The 15,286-nt window shown below is 62.4% G+C and carries 9 protein-coding genes; 6 read left to right on the top strand and 3 right to left on the bottom strand.

Annotated features, from left to right (window positions below):
• Window positions 1-29: 29 nt before the first annotated feature.
• Entirely contained in the window at window positions 30-1,955 is a 1,926-nt protein-coding gene (locus tag ACSBQV_RS03920) for a DUF3857 domain-containing protein (RefSeq protein WP_089191781.1), read from the top strand.
• A 68-nt stretch (window positions 1,956-2,023) separates the two neighbouring features.
• Here the strand turns inward: ACSBQV_RS03920 and ACSBQV_RS03915 are convergent, their stop codons facing one another.
• From ACSBQV_RS03915 to ACSBQV_RS03905, 3 genes are all read right to left on the bottom strand, one after another.
• Complete coding sequence (locus ACSBQV_RS03915) at window positions 2,024-4,321, bottom strand: FdhF/YdeP family oxidoreductase (protein WP_099783217.1); 2,298 nt, start codon at window positions 4,319-4,321, stop codon at window positions 2,024-2,026.
• Window positions 4,322-4,524: 203 nt separating this feature from the next.
• Window positions 4,525-6,198, bottom strand: a complete 1,674-nt coding sequence (gene ggt, locus ACSBQV_RS03910) for a gamma-glutamyltransferase (protein ID WP_099783134.1) — start codon at window positions 6,196-6,198, stop codon at window positions 4,525-4,527.
• A gap of 162 nt (window positions 6,199-6,360) precedes the next feature.
• A complete protein-coding gene (locus ACSBQV_RS03905) occupies window positions 6,361-7,224 on the bottom strand; it encodes a LysR substrate-binding domain-containing protein (RefSeq protein ID WP_033650363.1) in 864 nt (287 codons plus the stop codon).
• Window positions 7,225-7,367: 143 nt separating this feature from the next.
• Here ACSBQV_RS03905 and ACSBQV_RS03900 point away from each other — a divergent pair, with 143 nt between their 5' ends.
• The 5 genes from ACSBQV_RS03900 (at window position 7,368) to ACSBQV_RS03880 (ending at window position 15,204) form a co-directional block, all read left to right on the top strand.
• On the top strand, window positions 7,368-8,507 hold the full coding sequence (locus tag ACSBQV_RS03900) for an agmatine deiminase family protein (protein WP_099783132.1): 1,140 nt from the start codon (window positions 7,368-7,370) through the stop codon (window positions 8,505-8,507).
• 76 nt (window positions 8,508-8,583) lie between these two features.
• Window positions 8,584-9,264 carry a class I SAM-dependent methyltransferase gene (locus ACSBQV_RS03895; RefSeq protein WP_099783130.1) on the top strand — a complete coding sequence of 227 codons (681 nt, stop codon included), beginning with the start codon at window positions 8,584-8,586 and terminating at the stop codon, window positions 9,262-9,264.
• A 214-nt stretch (window positions 9,265-9,478) separates the two neighbouring features.
• Window positions 9,479-10,621, top strand: a complete 1,143-nt coding sequence (locus ACSBQV_RS03890; RefSeq protein ID WP_099783128.1) for an efflux RND transporter periplasmic adaptor subunit — start codon at window positions 9,479-9,481, stop codon at window positions 10,619-10,621.
• 1 nt (window position 10,622) lies between these two features.
• Entirely contained in the window at window positions 10,623-13,760 is a 3,138-nt protein-coding gene (locus ACSBQV_RS03885) for an efflux RND transporter permease subunit (RefSeq protein ID WP_099818261.1), read from the top strand.
• Between the two features lies 1 nt (window position 13,761).
• Window positions 13,762-15,204 (top strand): efflux transporter outer membrane subunit, encoded by a 1,443-nt coding sequence (locus ACSBQV_RS03880; protein ID WP_143557057.1) that lies wholly within the window; start codon window positions 13,762-13,764, stop codon window positions 15,202-15,204.
• Window positions 15,205-15,286: the final 82 nt, after the last annotated feature.

Below are 15,286 nucleotides of genomic sequence, written 5' to 3'. Positions count from 1 at the left end.
CGCCGTTTGTTGCCCTTCAAGGACCGAAGATGAAAATCGCTATTCCTTCCATACTGTTACTCGCCGGTTTGACGGCGACGCACCCGGCCACCGTGTTGGCCGCTGCACCGCCCGCCACGGCGGATCAGGGCCAGAACGACACGGCCAACAACGATTTCAGCTTCGTGCGCTATCGCGCGGATTACCGCGTTAACGCCAACGCCACCAACGTGAAGACGGAAAGCTACGAAGTGCTGCTGAAAACCAAGGCGGCGGTCGAAAAATTCAGCCAGATCCGCCTGAGCTACAGCGAGAAAATGGAAACGCTGGAGGTGGTCGCCGCCTATACGCTGACCGCCGACGGCCAGCGCCACGATGTGGCGCCCGATCGCATTTATACCCAGGAAAGCTATTCCAGCGCCACGGCGCCGCTGTATGCCGATCGCAAGGTGCGCGTCATCGTGTTCTCCAACCTGGCGCCGGGCTCGCGCGTGGTGTACGAACTGCGCCGCACGCAGAACACCCCGTATTTCCCTGACTATTTCGGCCTGTGGGAGACGTTCAGCGTTTTCGATCAGTTCGACGACGCCGAAGTGACCCTGCAGGCGCCGGCCAAGCTGCCGATGCATATCTTCACGCGCGGCGTCGAGGGCGGGGACCAACCGCAAATCCGCAACGGCCAGGCGCACTGGCGCTGGCATTATTCGCGCAGCGCGCCGATGAAGGCGCAAAACTGGGCGGCGGACAGCTGGACCTTCAGCCCGACCATCATGGCCAGCACCTACCGCGAGTGGCCGCAGTTGGCCAAGGCCTACCAGCTGAAGGCCGGCGCGGCGGCGAAGGTGACGCCGGGCATTCAGGCGCTGGCGGACAATATCACCGCCGGTATCAGCGATCGGCGCGAGCAGGCGGAGGCCCTCTATCGCTGGGTGGCGCAAAACATTCGCTACGTGGCGGTGTACCTGGGCAACGGTGGGCTGGAGCCGAATTCGGCGCAGAGCATTCTCGATAACCATTACGGCGACTGTAAGGATCACGTGGTGATCCTGGAGGCGCTGCTCGCCGCCAAAGGCATTGAAAGCTCGCCGGTGCTGATCGGCATGGATGAAGGCCCGATACTGCCTAAAGTGCCGCTGCTTGGCCGCTTCAATCACGCCATCACCTACGTGCCGGAATTCAAACTGTACCTCGATTCCACCAATCCCTGGGCGCGTTTCGGGCAACTGCCGGAGGGCGATTTGGGCGCGCCGGTGCTGCTGACGCGCGACGCCAGGCTGGCGCGCACGCCGGGCAGCGATGAGCAGCCGGTCAAGAGCGCGCTGAACGTCGATTTCGTGTTCGACAAGGCGGGCAATCTGCGCGGACAGACCGAGCGCCGGCTGAGCGAAGTGGAAGAAATTGACCTGCGGGGCTACTTCTCGCAGATCAACCGTCAGAATCGGGCGCAGGCCGAAGCGACGATCATGTCCGCTTCCGGCATCGACGGCAACGGCGAAGTGGCGATGAACAGCGATCCGCTGGATCTCAAAAAGCAGTTCGGCTATCGCTTCCGCTTCAAGGCGGACGACTACGTCGATTTCGGCGTGGTGGGCGGCATGACGTTGCCCAACCCGCCCGGCGGCAAATCGTTCCGCACGCTGTATACCACCACGGCGGCGCCGGGCAACGAAACGCCGTTCTACTGCACCGCGCAGCGCTACGACGAAACCTACCGTCTGCAGCTGCCGGCCAACGTGCCGATCATCGCCATTCCGAAAGATCGGCAATTCCGCAATGCGGCGGGCGACTATCGCGTCGAGTGGCGGCGCGACGGGCAGCAGGTGACCGTCAATCACCGCCTGCAGGTGAATGCCATTCGCGGCAAGGAAGCGCTGTGCCAGGCGCAGGATTACCCGGCATTCCGCGAGCTGTTCCAGCAGGTGCGGCGCGGTTTCCGCGGCCAGGTGGTGTACGGTGAATTGGCCAACGGCAAATAGGCCGCTGTTCTTACTCTGATAAAAATGGCCCCCAACCAGACGCCGGTTTGGGGGCCGTAGTGTGCCCGTCAGGCGATATCGACCGCACGCACCTCTTTGGATCTCAACTTCACGCGGATCGGCACCGATTTATACGAAGGCGTGCCGCTCTCCTCATCGATGTAATGCAGCGGCACCAGCACGTTGGCCTCCGGGTAGTAGGCGCCGACCGAACCGGCTGAGATGTTGTAGGCGATCACCGTGATGCCTTCCAGGCGCTGGGTGCTGCCGGGCAGCGCCGTTTCCAGATCGACCACGTCGCCATGTTCCAGCCCCAAACGTTGCAGATCGCTGTCATTCATGAACAGCACGTCGCGCCGGCCGAAGACCCCGCGGTAGCGATCGTCCAGAGCATAGATGGTGGTGTTGTACTGATCGTGGCTGCGCAGCGTGATCAGCCGCAGCGTGTCTTTGTCTGCTGTTGTCTCGTCCTCATGCAGCCCGCTGAATACGGAAAACATCGCCTTGCCCGTCGCCGTCGGCCACTGGCGCTCGGTCGGCGGCAGCGGCATGCGGAAACCGCCGGGTTGACGAATGCGCGCGTTGTAATCGTCGAAGCCGGGGATGGTTTTTTCGATCAAATCGCGGATCACGTCGTAATCTTCGATCAGTTCATCCCAGGGCACCTTGCTGGCAGGCATCACCGCTTTGGCCATGCCGGCCACAATGGCGGGTTCCGAACGCAACAGCTCCGACGCCGGTTTTAATTTGCCGGACGAGGCGTGAACCATCGACATCGAATCCTCCACCGTCACCGATTGTCGCCCGCCGGCCTGCATGTCCAGTTCGGTACGTCCCAGACAGGGCAGAATGAGGGTTTCTTTCGCCACCAACAAATGGCTGCGGTTGAGTTTGGTGCCGATATGCACGCTTAATTCCAGCGCTTTCATCGCCGGGAAACTCTGCTCGGGGTCCGGCAGCGCCACGGCGAAGTTGCCCCCCAGGCAGATCAACGCCTTCGAGGCGCCGTCGATCATCGCCTGCATGCATTTCACGGCATCGTGACCGTGGGCTTTGGGCGGCGTGAAGCCAAACACCGTTTCCAGCTTCGCCAAAAAATCGGCCGAGGGTTTTTCGGTGATGCCGACGGTGCGGTTGCCCTGCACGTTGGAGTGGCCGCGCAGCGGGCAGATGCCGGCGCCCGGTTTGCCGATGTTGCCGCGCAGCAACAGCAGATCGGCAATCAGGCGCACGTTGGCGGTGCCTTTATTGTGCTGCGTAATGCCCATGCCGTAGGTCACGATGGTGGCGTTGGATTTCGCGTAAGCGGCGGCGACCTGTTCCAGATCCAGGCGCGCCAGGCCGCTCTCCGCCTCAATCGCATCCCAACCGGTGGTCTTCAGATCGGCGGCGAAATCCGCAAAACCTTCCGTGTGCTCGGCAATAAAGGCGTGGTCCAGCGCATTGCCATGTTCGTCATCCAACTGCAGCAGCGCTTTGGCGATGCCTTTGAGCGCTGCGGCGTCGCCGCCGGCTTTGACCTGATAGTAGGTGGAGGCGATAGGGGTCGAACTGTAGGTCGCCATTTCGATGACGTTTTGCGGATCGGTGAAACGCTCGAGCGCCCGCTCGCGCAGCGGATTGAACACGATAATCGGCACTTTTTTGCGCGCCAGCTCATGCAGCGTGCCCATCATGCGCGGGTGATTGGTGCCCGGATTGTGCCCGATGGAGATAATCAGCTCCGCGCTGTCAAAGTCGTCCAGCGACACGGTGCCTTTGCCGATGCCGATCGACTGGGGCAGGCCAACGCTGGTCGGCTCATGGCACATATTGGAACAGTCGGGGAAGTTATTGCTGCCAAATTCCCGCGCAAACAGCTGGAACAGATAGGCAGCCTCATTGGACGCCCGGCCGGAGGTATAAAACTCCACCTGCTCCGGCGGCAGCGTCTGCAAAACGGCGGCAATGCGTTGAAACGCCTCATCCCAGGCCAGCGGGCGCAGCGTGTCGGTCCCGGCGTCATAGAACAGGGGCGTGGTCAGGCGACCATAATCCTCCAGTTCATAGTCGGTTTTCCGCAGCAGTGAGGTCACTGTATTTTGCGCCAGGAATTCGGCCGTCACGCGTTTGCTGGTCGCTTCCCAGGTCACGGCTTTGGCGCCGTTTTCGCAAAACTGGAAGGTGGATCGATGTTCTTTATCCGGCCATGCGCATCCCGGGCAATCAAACCCGTCGGGCTGATTGGTGCGCATCAGCGTTACCGGCGCCTCCAGGGTATCCATCTGTGTGCGCACGGCGATGGCCGTCGCTTTCAGCGCGCCCCAACCGCCGGCGGGCCCATCGTAGGGATGAACCCCGGGAACTGCTCGTCTTTTCGCCATTATTGATTGCCTCCGACACCGCTTACGATAAATGCAGGTGATTGATTTACTATGAATATTATCCTTATCGTCCAAGGCGGACCGCAGGCGCCGCCGTCGTTGAACGCAGGCCTGTCGATTCAGTATAGATGAGTGAAAAAGGAGACAGCGGCCATCTGTGCGGGGAGAGCGGCGGCCCGTCTAATCGGAGGCGGGCCGCCGGAGGGTTACTTTTTCACCACCAGCCCCACGCCGCGGCCGCGCGGATCGGACGCGGTTTCCGGCGTGCGGCCATCGATGCGGATAGCCTGAATATCCCCCATGTTCCAGCCCTGATCTTCCAGGGTGTAGCCCATGGCTTTCAGCTCGTCCGCCGGTTTGCCGGTCAGCGGCGCGAAGCTGTCGTAATAAACGGTGTCCTTCGGCAACAGTTGGTGATGCACGCGCTGGGCGGCCACCGCCTGCGCCAGCGGCAGATGGTAATCGTAGAGATTGTTGATCACCTGGAAGATCGAGGTGAAGATGCGCGATCCGCCCGGCGTGCCGATCACCAGGGTGACGTCGCCGTCGCGGGTGATGATGGTCGGGCTCATCGAGGAGAGCATGCGTTTGCCCGGCTCGATGGCGTTGGCGTCGCTGCCCACCACGCCAAAGGCGTTGGCGACGCCGGGTTTGGCGCTGAAGTCGTCCATCTCATCGTTGAGCAGGAAACCGGCGCCTTTGACCACCACGCCGCTGCCGAAGTCCCAGTTGAGCGTATAGGTGTTGCTGACCGCGTTGCCGGCCGCATCGACGATAGAGAAGTGGGTGGTTTGGTGGTTTTCCAGCCCCGGCCGCACCTGCTCGGTCGGCGAGATCGCCGTCGGGTTAATCTCGGCGGCGCGTTTTTGCAGGTAGTCGGGGGCGATCAGCTGCGCTTCCGGCACGTTAGTGAAATCCGGGTCGCCGAGGTAGTCGGCGCGATCGGCGAACACGCGTTTTTCGATTTCCGCCAGCAGGTGGATATAGCGCGCCGAGTTGAGCGGCACGCCCTTGAAGTCGGCGGCGCGATCTTCTTTGATCCCCAGCAGCTGCGCCAGCGCGATTCCGCCAGAGCTGGGCAGCGGGGCGGTATACACGGTGTTGCCGCGCCAGCTGATGCGCATCGGTTCACGCCATTTCACCCGGTAGTCGGCCAGATCCGCCGCGCCGATCAGCCCGTTGTCGCGCTGCATTTGCGCCACCAGCAGGCGGGCGGTTTCGCCGTGATAAAAATCGTCGGCGCCCGATTTGGCGATGCGCTCAAGGGTGGCGGCCAGCTCCGGCTGTTTGAACACCGTGCCGGGCTTCATGGCGCCGAAATAGTCGCCGAAGTTGGTTTTACCGGCAAACAGCTTGTTGGCGTCTTCGCGGTACTGATACTGCTGATCCGCCACGGTGAAACCTTGCCGGGCGTAGCCGATCGCCGGCGTCAGCAGTTCGGCCCACGGCAGCTTGCCGAAGCGTTTATGGGCTTCCCACAATCCCAGCACGGTGCCCGGCACGCCGGCGGCGCGACTGCCCACCAGGCTGAGATTCTCGATCACTTCGCCTTTCTCGTTCAGGTACATAGTTTTGCCGGCGGCCTTGGGCGCCACTTCGCGGTAGTCGAGGAAATAGGGTTTGCCGTCGACGTACAGCGTCATAAAGCCGCCGCCGCCGATATTGCCGGCTTCAGGGTAGGTGACCGCCAGGGTAAAGGCGGTGGCGACCGCCGCATCGACCGCATTGCCGCCGGCCTGCAGAATATGCGCGGCGACTTTTGCGCCATACTGATCCGGAGCGGCGACCGCGCCAGCGGTCAGATCGGCGGCAAAGGCGGCGGGAACGGTGCAGGCCAGGGTCACGCTCAGAGCTATCGTTTTCAATAAACCGGCAGACATAGAAGATCCTTTTAGCGATGTTCAGTTATCAGGTGAATTCAACTAATTATTTTTGAAACAGCGGGTTAGCGCGTTTTATTCGGGCTGTTGCGGCGCTTTATTGAAAGTAGCAGCGGTCAGGCGGGGCCGCCTGACCAGAGTAGCAAATCGTGATGTGGCGCGTTATGCGTCGGCCGGCAGCGTCGATTGCAGCCATTGGCAGAAGTGCCGGGCGAGCGGATTGTGTTCGCTGTCGCGATGCAGCAGCCACGCCCAGTTGGCGCCGCGCACGCGTTGCTCGGTTAACGGATGCAGCAACCCGGCGTCACGCGCTTGCTGCGCCAACAGCTGACTGACCAACGCGATGCCCAGCCCCTGGCAGGCGGCGTCCAGCAGCAGGCCGGGATCGGAGAAATTCAGCCCGCTGTCGCGCTGGCCGACGTGCGCGCCGCCCGCCACCGTCCAGTGGCTCCAGTCCATTTCGCGTTCGCCGTGCAGCGTGACGCGCTGCTCCGCCGCCAGCGCCAATAGGCTGGGGTGGCAGGCGGGATAAAGCCGGTCGGTGCAGAGAACCTTAAAGGTGCAGTCCGCCTGCGCGCTGAGATCGTCGCGGATCGCCAAGTCGATGCTGTCCGTCGCCATATCCGGTGGCTCGAAGCTGGTGAAGAGCCACAGATCTATCTGCGGATGCCGCTGGTTGAACTCGCCCAGCCGTGGCGTCAGCCAGTGGCGGGCAAAGGCCGGCGTCGTGTTGACGATCAACTGATTGGGTTTGCGGTACTGGTCCAGACGACGAATGCCGACGGCCAATTGTTGCAGCATCACCTGCGCGGTGCTGAACAGATCGTGGCCGGCATCGGTCAGCGTCACGCTGCGGCCGGTGCGGAAAAACAGCGGCTGTTCCAGAAACGCCTCGAGGCTGCGGATCTGCTGGCTGATCGCCGACTGGGTAAGGTGCAGCTCTTCGGCGGCCTGATGAAAACTGCCCAGACGCGCCGCCGCTTCAAAACCGCGCAATGCGCTTAACGGGGGCCAGTGTTTTAACATTATCAATAAGCCTGTCTAATCAGATATCCACTAAATATATCGTTTGTCGCAGCGGCAGGGGAAGACTAGCATGAGATTCAATTCCCGGAGAGCGAAAAAACCGGTTAACCAATTGAATTTAAATTAATTAAAAGAGGGCGTTTATGTCAACGCGTCGCACCTTTATCAAGCAGCTTTCGGCGGTGGCCGGCGTTGGCTTGACGGCATCATTGGGTATTTCGTTACGCGGTCACGCAAAAGCTGCGCTTAATCCGGCCTGGCGCTTGCCGGATGAAGGGGAACCGCAACAGCGGGCGTTTATCGCGTTCGGCGCGCAGCGCGCGATTTGGGGCGACTTCACGGCGGACGTGCGGGCGGCACAGGGGCGTATCGCCCGCGCCATCGCCGAATTTCAGCCGTTGACGGTTTTTTGCCGCGAGCGTGAACGGCAATTGGCCGAGGCCATCTGCGGTAGTCACAACGTCAGCTATGTCGTCACCGAGCTGGATGATATCTGGATGCGCGACATCGGCGCCAATTTCGTCGTCAATGATGCCGGCGAACTGGGCGCGGTGGATTTCAACTTCAACGGCTGGGGCGATAAGCAGCAGCATGCCAGGGATGCGCGTCTGGCAGGGTTTGCCGCCAGGCGATACGGCGTCGCTCAACCGCGCCGCAGCGCACTGGTAGGCGAAGGCGGCGGCATTGAAGTGGATGGGCGCGGCACCGGCATCATGACCGAGAGCAGTTGGGTTAATGCGAACCGCAACCCGGGCTGGAGCAGGGATCGGGTTGAGCAGGAGCTGAAGGCGATGCTCGGCCTGCGTAAAATTATCTGGCTGCCGGGCATTAAAGGCCGGGACATCACCGATGCCCACGTCGATTTTTACGCCCGTTTCGTGCGGCCGGGCGTGGTGGTGGCCAATCTGGACACCGACCCGACCTCTTACGATCATGCGGTCACCCAGGCGCATCTGGCGATCCTCAAGACAGCGACCGACGCCGACGGCCGCACGCTGCAGGTGCATACGCTCTCGCCGCCGCAGGCACCGCGCGACAGCCGTTTCAGCCGCCGCAATCCCGATTTCGCGGCGGGCTACATCAACTATTTCGTTATCAACGGCGCGGTGATCGCCCCGGAGTTTGGCGACCCGCAGGCGGACAAGGCGGCGTTTGCGCTGCTGTCGGCGCTCTATCCGCAGCGCAAGGTGGTGCAACTGGAGATCGACGCGATCGCCGCCGGCGGCGGCGGCATTCACTGCGTGACCAGCCAACTGCCGGTGCATGGCAAACCAGACCAGTGAATGTTCAAAAAATGCGCGTGCGGTTGTTTGTCATCATCGGGTGTGGTTGGCTGAGTGGAAACATAAGGAGGCCATAATGAACGACTCATCCTCGAGCATTCCCACCTGGTATCGCGATCCGCACGCAGAACAGGCTATGGCCGAAGGCCATGCGCCCATCTGGCGGCATCTGCTGAGCCTGGTGCCGGAACGCGAACTGTCCGGCGTCAGGGTGCTGGACTTCGGTTGCAATCAGGGCGGTTTTCTGCGCCTGTTGCATCAAATTCGGCCATTTAGTGAGGGGATCGGCGTTGATATCGCCCGCCAATCCGTCGAACAAGCCAACCGCCTGAAAGGAAACCTGCCGATCGTTTATCAGACCGACACGCGGTTGACGGGCTATGAGAATCACTTCGATATCGCCTTCAGTCATGAAGTCATCTACCTGATTGAAGATATCGCGCAGCATGCCGCCGATATGCTGCGGGTGCTGAAGCCGGGCGGCGTTTATTATGCGGTGACCGGTTGCCACACCGATAACCCGCAGTGGCCGCAATGGCGCGAAAGGGTGGCTGAACAGACGCATACCGTGGTGCAGGATCGTTCTCTGGACGATTATGCGCGTATTTTCTCCGCCGCGGGGTTCCAGGTCTCTGCCCGCAGGCTGGGTTTTTCCGGCTTCGTGCCCTATGAGCCGGACGACTGGATGCCGACTATTTCGGCAGCGATCGACTACTATTGGCACACCAAAACGGTGTTTAGGCTGGTTAAACCCTAAAAATCCCACGCGGCGCTGCCCCCGGCTGAAGTGGAACGCTTTATTGCATTGGCTAAAAACCGCTGCGGCAATGTGCTGAAACCGCGCTGAACGAGATTGCGCCACTGTTTTCCGCTTCGAAAAGATTTTACGCAATCCTTACGCAACCCTTTCAGAAGCGCATTCCGGCATTCGATATATTGAGAATAGTCATTCTCAATAGGATCGTATTGCAATGCAGAGGAAAACGCTTTTGGCGCTGGGGCTTTCGCTGTCGCTGGCCGCCTGCGATGGGCAAAACGCCGGCGCGCCGACGGGCGCAGGCGGTGAACGGGAGGTCGGCGTCGTCACGTTGCGCAGCCAGTCTGTAACCCTGAGCAGCGAGTTGACCGGCCGGGTTAACGCCACCATGACCTCCGACGTGCGGCCGCAGGTCGACGGCATCATCAAGCAGCGGCTGTTTACCGAAGGGGCCGAGGTGAAAGCCGGGCAGGTCTTGTATCAAATTGACCCCGCCAGCTATCAGGCCAGCTACGATCAGGCCGCCGCCCAGCTGAAAAACGCTCAGGCCACGGTGCAATCCACCCGGCTCAAATCGCAGCGCTATGCGGCGCTGGTGAAAGAGAACGGCGTTTCCAAACAGGACGCAGACGACGCCAAAGCCGCGTATCTGCAGGCCGTGGCGTCGGTGGCGCAGTATCAGGCGGCGCTGGAAACGGCGCGCATCAACCTCGCCTATACCCAGGTGCGGGCGCCGATCGCCGGCCGCATCGGCATTTCGTCGGTGACGCCGGGCGCGCTGGTCACCGCCGGCCAGACCGATGCGTTGGCCACCATCCGCGCGTTGGATCCGATCTATGTCGATCTGACCCAGTCCAGCGCCCAGTTGCTTAAACTGCGCCGTCAGCAGGCCGCTTTGCAGCGCGGTGCGGTCACGCCGGTCGCCATCAAGCTGGAGGACGGCACGCCTTATGCCCACGCCGGCAAGCTGGAGTTGACCGAGGTGGCGGTGGATGAGGCCACCGGTTCGGTCACGCTGCGCGCGGTGTTCCCCAACCCCGAACATGAGCTGTTGCCCGGCATGTATGTCCACGCCACGGTGGATAACGGCGTCGATCCCAAAGCCATCCTGGCGCCGCAGCAGGGCATCACCCGCAACGCCAAAGGGGAAGCCACCGCGTTGGTGGTAAACGAGCAAAACAAAGTGGCGCAACGCACCGTCAGCGCCGAACGGGTGGTGGGCAGCAACTGGCTGATCGACAGCGGGCTGAACGACGGCGATCGCCTGATCGTCGAAGGCACCGGCAAGGTGACGATCGGCGCCGCGGTGAAGCCGGTAGACGTCTCGGTCGACAAAACCCAACGCGGGGAGCAGTGATATGGCGCAGTTCTTTATCCGGCGTCCGGTATTCGCTTGGGTGATCGCCATCATCATCATGCTGTGCGGTCTGATGTCGATCAATTCATTGCCCGTCTCGCAGTACCCGGACGTCTCACCGCCGCAGATCGCCATCTCCGCCACCTACCCGGGCGCGGACGCGGAAACGCTGGAAAACAGCGTCACCCAGGTGATTGAGCAGCAGCTCACCGGCCTGGACGGCCTGCTGTATTTCTCATCGACCAGCAGCGCCAGCGGCTCGGTCAGCATCAACGTCACCTTTGAGCAGGGCACCGATCCGGATATCGCTCAGGTGCAGGTGCAAAACAAGGTGCAGCAGGCGGAAAGTCGTCTGCCGAGCGCCGTCACCGCGCAGGGCGTGACGGTCAAAAAATCCCAGAGCAGCTTTCTGCTGATCGTCGGGCTGTATGACGAAAGCGACAAGGCGACGATGGCCGATATCTCCGACTATCTGGCCAGCAACCTGCAGGATCCGCTGTCACGCATCGAGGGCGTCGGTGACGTGCAGGTGTTCGGCTCGGAATACGCGATGCGCATCTGGCTGGATCCGACCAAACTGGCGAGCTTTTCGCTGATGCCTTCCGACGTGCAGACGGCGATCGAGGCGCAAAACACCCAGGTGTCCGCCGGCAAGATAGGCGATCTGCCGGCCGCCGCCGACCAGCAGCTGACCGCCACGGTGAAGGCGCAGTCGCGGCTGCAAACGCCGGAACAGTTCCGCAATATCATCCTGAAAAGCGACAGCAGCGGGGCGCTGGTGCGGCTGGGCGACGTGGCGCGGGTTGAGCTGGGCAACGAAGACTACTCCGCCAGCGCGCACCTCAACGGCCACCCGGCGGCGGGGATCGCGGTCAAGCTGGCGGCGGGCGCCAACGCCCTGAGCACCGCCAAACTGGTAAAGGCCAAGGTGGTGGAGTACCAAAGCGCCATGCCGCAGGGCTACAAGGTGGCCTACCCGAAAGACAGCACCGACTTCATCAACATCTCGATCGAAGAGGTGGTGAAAACGCTGTTTGAAGCGGTGGCGTTAGTGGTGGTGGTGATGTTCGTGTTCCTGCAAAACCTGCGCACCACGCTGATCCCGACCATTACCGTGCCGGTGGTGTTGCTGGGCACCTTCGGCGTGCTGGCGGCGTTCGGCTATTCGATCAATACCCTGACGCTGTTCGGCATGGTGTTGGCGATCGGGCTATTGGTGGATGACGCCATTGTGGTGGTGGAAAACGTCGAACGGGTGATGCGCGAGGATAAGCTGCCGCCGCGCGAGGCGACGGAGAAATCGATGCGCGAAATCACCGGTGCGCTGGTCGGCATCGCGCTGGTGCTGTCGGCGGTGTTTCTGCCGATGGCGTTCTTCGGCGGCTCCACCGGGGTGATCTACCGCCAGTTTTCGATCACCGTCGTCTCCTCGATGGTGTTGTCGGTGGTGCTGGCGTTGACGCTGGCGCCGGCCTTGTGCGCCACGTTGCTGAAACCCGCGCACGACGCGCAGACTGACACCGGGCTGCTGGGCAAATTCAACCGCGGTTATGACCGGTTGCAGGCGAAGTACGCCGACAAGGTCGGCGCAGTGATCCACCGGCCAACGCGCTATCTGCTGCTGTACGGCCTGCTGTTGATCGCCGCCGCCGTAATGTATCTGCGTTTGCCGACCGGCTTCCTGCCCAACGAGGATCAGGGCTCGGTGATGGTGCAGTACACCTTGCCGGCCGGCGCCACCAACTCGCGCACCTCGGCGGTGAGCGAGGCGGTGACCGCCTATTTTCTTGAGCAGGAAAAGGCCAACGTCAGCACCATTTTCACCATCAACGGTTTCGGCTTCAGCGGCAGCGGGCAAAACGCCGGTATGGCGTTCGTCAGCCTCAAAGACTGGAGCCAACGCGGCGGCAGCGAAAACACCGCCGACGCCATCGCCAAACGCGCCATGGCGCACTTCGCCTCGCTGCGCGACGCCCAGGTGTTCTCCATGAGCCCACCGGCGATCGACGGCTTTGGCCAGTCCGATGGCTTCACCTTCGAACTTCAGGCCAAGGGGGCGACCACCCGCGCCGAGCTGCAGGCGATGCGCGATCAGATCGTCGCCGCCGCCAGCAACAATCCGGCATTGCTGGCAGTGCGAGCCAACACCTTGCCGGACACCCCGCAGCTGCAGGTGGCGATCGACAACGGCAAACTGCAGGCACTCTGCCTGAGCGCCGCGGACGTCAACAGCACCCTCAGCAGCGCGTTCGGCAGCACCTACATCAACGACTTTATCGACCGCAACCGGGTGAAAAAAGTCTATATGCAGGGCGACGTGCAGTACCGCGCCAAGCCGGAAGACCTCGACCGCTGGTTTGTGCGCGGCACCAATGCATCGGGCGCCAGCAGCATGACGCCGTTCTCCGCCTTTGCGTCCTCGCACTGGATCTACGGGCCGGAGAACCTGTCGCGCTATAACGGGCTGTCGTCGTTCGAGATCACCGGGCAGGGCGCCGCCGGTGTCAGTTCCGGTACGGCAATGAGCGAGATGGAGAAACTGGCGGCGAAATACTCCGCCGGCAGCAGCTACTCCTGGAGCGGGCTGTCCTATCAGGAACGGCTGACCAGCGGCCAGGCGTCGTCGCTGTACGCCATTTCGCTCATCGTGGTGTTCCTGTGCCTGGCGGCGCTGTATGAGAGCTGGTCGATTCCATTCGCGGTGATGTTGGTGGTGCCGATGGGCGTGGTGGGCTCACTGCTGGCGATCACGCTGCGCGGGCTGGAAAACGACATCTACTTCCAGGTGGCGCTGCTCACCATCATCGGGCTGTCGGCGAAGAATGCCATTTTGATCGTCGAGTTCGCCGAGGAGATGCACCAGCGGGGGGAAACGCTGATTGGCGCGGCGGTTCACGCGGCGCGCATGCGCCTGCGGCCGATCCTGATGACCTCGCTGGCGTTCACCGCCGGGGTGCTGCCGCTGGCGGTATCCAGCGGCGCCGGCGCCAACAGCCGAATCGCCATCGGCACCGGCATTATCGGCGGCACGATCACCGCCACCGCCTTGGCGATCTTTTTCGTACCGCTGTTTTATGTGTTGGTGCGCCGCATGTTTACCCGTCGGCCCACCAACTCGCCGTCGCAGGCAGGAGAATAACGTGTTGCAACGAGTCATGATGTTAACTTTACCGCTGCTGCTGAGCGGGTGTCTGTCGCTGGATCCGCACTACCATCGCCCGGCGGCGCCGGTGCCCGCCAACCTGCCGCAGGGCGAGGCCGCCGGCAAACAGGCGTTGAGCTACCCGGACGTCGCCTGGCGCGACTATGTGCAGGACGCCAGGCTGCGGCAGGTGGTGGCTATGGGGCTGAACAGCAGCCGCGATCTGCGTGAGGCGATCGCCAATATCGCTTCGGCGCGCGCCCTGTACGGTGAGCAGCGCTCGGCGCTGTTCCCGACGATCACCGCCACCGCCGACGGCAGCCGCGGGCGTTCGCTGACCGGCAACGGCAATGCCACCGCCATCAGCCAGAGCTACGAAGCGCAGGGCGGCGTCAGCGCGTTCGAGCTGGATCTGTTCGGCAAGAACGCCAGCCTGTCGCGGGCGGCGTTCGAAACCTATCTGGCCAACTCGGAAGCGGCGAAAAGCACCCGTCTGACGCTGATCGCCGATATCGTCACCGACTGGGTGGCGGTGGCGGCCGAGCGCAGCAATCTGGCGGTGGCGCAGCAGACGATGGAAAGCGCCAAACGTTCGCTGGACGTGACGCGCAACAATCAACAGCACGGCATTTCGTCGCTGGTCGACGTGGCGTCGGCGGAAACCGTTTATCAACAGGCGCGATCGGACGCCGCCAGCTACGCCACCCTCGCCGCGCAGGCGAAAAACGCGCTGGATTTGGCGGTGGGGCAAAGCGTGCCGGAAAACCTGCTGCCCGGCGGTATCGATGCGCTCGGCGAAATCATGCGCAATCTGCCGGCCGGGGTGTCTTCGCAGGTGCTGCTGACGCGGCCGGACGTGCTGCAGGCCGAGCATAACCTCAAATCCGCCAATGCCAACATCGGCTCGGCGCGGGCGGCGTTCTTCCCGTCGATCAGCCTGACCGCCAGCGGCGGCGTGGGCAGCGGTGAACTCTCGGCGCTGTTCAGCCACGGCGCCGGCGTCTGGTCATTCGCCCCGAGCATCAGCCTGCCGATCTTCAGCGGCGGCTACAACACGGCTCAGCTCAACTACACCCAGGCGCAGAAAGACCTGTATGTCGCCACCTATGAGAAAGCGGTGCAGACGGCATTTCAGGAAACCGCCGACGCGCTGGCGCGCAAAGCCACGCTGCAGGAACAGCTGGCGGCGCAAACCGGCTATGTGGCGGCGGCGCAGCAATATTATCGCCTGGCCGAACTGCGTTACCGCCAGGGCGTGGACAGCTACCTGACGCTGCTGGACGCGCAGCGCACGCTGTATACGGCGCAGCAGTCGCTGATCGCCGCACAGCAGACCGCGTACGACAATCAGGCGACCCTGTATAAAGTGTTGGGCGGCGGGGTTGCCGCCGAGCGGCAGGGGAACGGCGTCATCGCCGATAAGGCGGCGCTCAGCCGCTAACCGTCGACCGCGCGCGCCGCGAGTTGGGCGGCGCGCGGTTTACTTATGGAAAGTGTAAAGAAACGGAAAACCCGCGCGGCGG

The organism is Serratia sp. B501, assembly GCF_051172315.1.
Taxonomy (GTDB): domain Bacteria; phylum Pseudomonadota; class Gammaproteobacteria; order Enterobacterales; family Enterobacteriaceae; genus Serratia; species Serratia ureilytica.
This window is presented reverse-complemented; position numbering and strand designations above follow the sequence as displayed.

Bases quoted from the DNA above. Each gene is read 5' to 3' on its own strand.
- ACSBQV_RS03920 (WP_089191781.1), top strand. From the start codon at position 30: ATGAAAATCGCTATTCCTTCCATACTGTTACTCGCCGGTTTGACGGCG.
- ggt (WP_099783134.1), bottom strand. From the start codon at position 6,198: ATGTCTGCCGGTTTATTGAAAACGATAGCTCTGAGCGTGACCCTGGCC.
- ACSBQV_RS03905 (WP_033650363.1), bottom strand. From the start codon at position 7,224: ATGTTAAAACACTGGCCCCCGTTAAGCGCATTGCGCGGTTTTGAAGCG.
- ACSBQV_RS03900 (WP_099783132.1), top strand. From the start codon at position 7,368: ATGTCAACGCGTCGCACCTTTATCAAGCAGCTTTCGGCGGTGGCCGGC.
- ACSBQV_RS03895 (WP_099783130.1), top strand. From the start codon at position 8,584: ATGAACGACTCATCCTCGAGCATTCCCACCTGGTATCGCGATCCGCAC.
- ACSBQV_RS03890 (WP_099783128.1), top strand. From the start codon at position 9,479: ATGCAGAGGAAAACGCTTTTGGCGCTGGGGCTTTCGCTGTCGCTGGCC.
- ACSBQV_RS03885 (WP_099818261.1), top strand. From the start codon at position 10,623: ATGGCGCAGTTCTTTATCCGGCGTCCGGTATTCGCTTGGGTGATCGCC.